At 72.3% G+C, this 2,549-nt stretch carries 1 protein-coding gene; it reads right to left on the reverse strand.

Features of this window, described 5'->3' with window-relative positions; all coding sequences use genetic code 11:
• Positions 1–11: 11 nt before the first annotated feature.
• A partial coding sequence (locus ACFTZL_RS43875) for a ribonuclease E/G (RefSeq protein WP_382595930.1) occupies positions 12–2,549 on the reverse strand: 2,538 nt, incomplete at its 5' end.

Here is a 2,549-nt window from a genome sequence, read left to right on the forward strand (position 1 = left end):
GGGGCGGGATGTCAGCCCTCGTCGGTGGAGGCCGAGACGGAGGCCGCGGACGACACGGTCTGCTCCGCCGCCACGGTCTTCTTCGACGCGGTCTTCTTCGCGGCGGTCTTGGTGGTCGCCGCCTTCTTGGCCGTCGTCTTCTTGGCCGCGGTCTTCTTCGCCGCGGTCTTCTTGGTGGCGGCCTTCTTCGCCGTGGCCTTCTTGGCCGTCTTGCGGGCCGTCTTCTTGGCCGGAGCCGGCTCCTCGGCGGCCTCGGCGGTCTCCGTGGTCGCCTCGGTGGCCGGGGCTCCGGCGTCCGACGCCTCCTCCGCCGACGACACGACCACGACGGCCGCCTCCTCGGACGCGGTGGACGCGGTGGGCTTGCGCACGGCACGGCGCCGCGGACGGGCCGGGGCGGCGCTCTCGGCGGGCGCCTCGGCGGCCGGCTCGGGCTGTTCGGCCTGCTCGGGCGCCTGAGTGGCCTCGGACGCGGCGGGTGCGGTCTCGGAGACCGTCACCACGGTCGCCTCCGCCCCCGCCGGAGAACCGGCCGGCGCGGACACCTTGCGCGTCGCCCGCCGACGGCCACGGCCCTTGGGCGCGGCCTCCTCGGCGGCCGGGGCCTCGACGACCGGGTCCTCGACGGCCATCGGCTCGGCGTGTGCCTCGGCGGCCGGCTCCGGCTGCACCGGACGGTCGGCCTCCTCGGCGGCGGTCACGTCCTGAGCCGTCGGCACCTCGACCTCGGCCTGCTCGGCCTTGCCCCTGCCCTTCCTGGCCTTCGGCTCCGCCGTCTCACCGCGCGGCGAACCCGCCGGAGCGGACGCCCGCCGGCTCGCCCGGCGCCGTGTACGCCCACGCCCGGCCGCGGCCTCCGCCTCGGCGGCGCTGCTGTACAGCTCCTCGTCGGGCTCGAAGGACGGCTCGGGAAGGGCGATCGGCTCGGCGATCTCGGCACCGACCTCCGCCTCGGTCTCCGCCTCCTGCTCCGCGGTCTCGACGGCCGCCTCGTGCACGTGCGGCTGCTCGGCACCGGCACGCGCGCGCTTCTTGCGCTTGCCGCCGCCTCCGCCGCCGGCGCCGGCCGGCTGCTCCATGTGCACGATGACACCGCGGCCGTTGCAGTGGACGCAGGTCTCGGAGAAGGACTCCAGCAGCCCCTGCCCGACCCGCTTGCGGGTCATCTGCACGAGCCCCAGCGAGGTCACCTCGGCGACCTGGTGCTTGGTCCGGTCCCGGCCCAGGCACTCCAGCAGGCGCCGCAGCACCAGGTCCCGGTTGGACTCCAGCACCATGTCGATGAAGTCGATGACGATGATGCCGCCGAGGTCGCGCAGCCGGAGCTGGCGCACGATCTCCTCGGCCGCCTCCAGGTTGTTCCTGGTGACGGTCTCCTCGAGGTTGCCGCCCTGGCCGGTGAACTTGCCGGTGTTGACGTCGACGACGACCATCGCCTCGGTCCGGTCGATCACCAGCGAGCCGCCGCTGGGCAGCCAGACCTTGCGGTCCAGTGCCTTCGACAGCTGCTCGTCGATCCGGTACGTGGCGAAGACGTCGACCTCGGAGGTCCACTTCGACAGCCGGTCGGCCAGGTCGGGGGCGACATGCGAGACGTACCCGTGGATGGTCGACCAGGCCTCGTCACCGCTGACGACGACCTTGGAGAAGTCCTCGTTGAAGATGTCGCGCACGACCCGGACGGTCATGTCCGGCTCGCCGTACAGCAGCGTCGGCGCGTTGCCGTTCTTGGCCTTCTTCTGGATGTCCTCCCACTGCCCCTGCAGCCGCTCGACGTCCCGGCGCAGCTCGTCCTCGCTCGCGCCCTCGGCGGCGGTGCGCACGATGACGCCCGCGTCCTCGGGGACGATCTTCTTGAGGATGGTCTTCAGCCGGGCCCGCTCGGTGTCGGGCAGCTTGCGGCTGATGCCGGTCATGGAGCCCTCGGGGACGTACACGAGGTAGCGGCCCGGGAGGGAGACCTGGCTGGTCAGACGGGCGCCCTTGTGCCCGATGGGGTCCTTCGTCACCTGGACGAGCACGGACTGGCCGGACTTCAGGGCGGACTCGATGCGCCGCGGCCCGTTGGCCATGCCCAGCGCCTCGAAGTTGACCTCACCGGCGTACAGCACCGCGTTGCGGCCCTTGCCGATGTCGATGAAGGCGGCCTCCATCGACGGCAGCACGTTCTGGACCTTGCCCAGGTAGACGTTGCCGACGTACGAGGTCGACTGCTCCTTGTTGACGTAGTGCTCGACGAGCACGTTGTCCTCGAGGACGCCGATCTGCGTACGGTCGCCGTGCTGGCGGACGACCATCACGCGCTCGACGGCCTCGCGGCGGGCCAGGAACTCGGCCTCGGTGATGATCGGGACGCGCCGGCGGCCCTGCTCGCGGCCTTCGCGGCGGCGCTGCTTCTTGGCCTCCAGACGGGTCGAGCCCTTGATGGACTGCACCTCGTCGGACGGCTCCGCACCCTTTTCCCGCGGGGGACGGGGCTCGCGGACCTTGACGACCGTGCGCTCCGGGTCGTCCTCGGAGGACTCGGACTCGGTGCCGCCGTCACCGGC

The organism is Streptomyces sp. NPDC056948 (assembly GCF_042674225.1).
GTDB lineage: Bacteria > Actinomycetota > Actinomycetes > Streptomycetales > Streptomycetaceae > Streptomyces > Streptomyces purpurascens.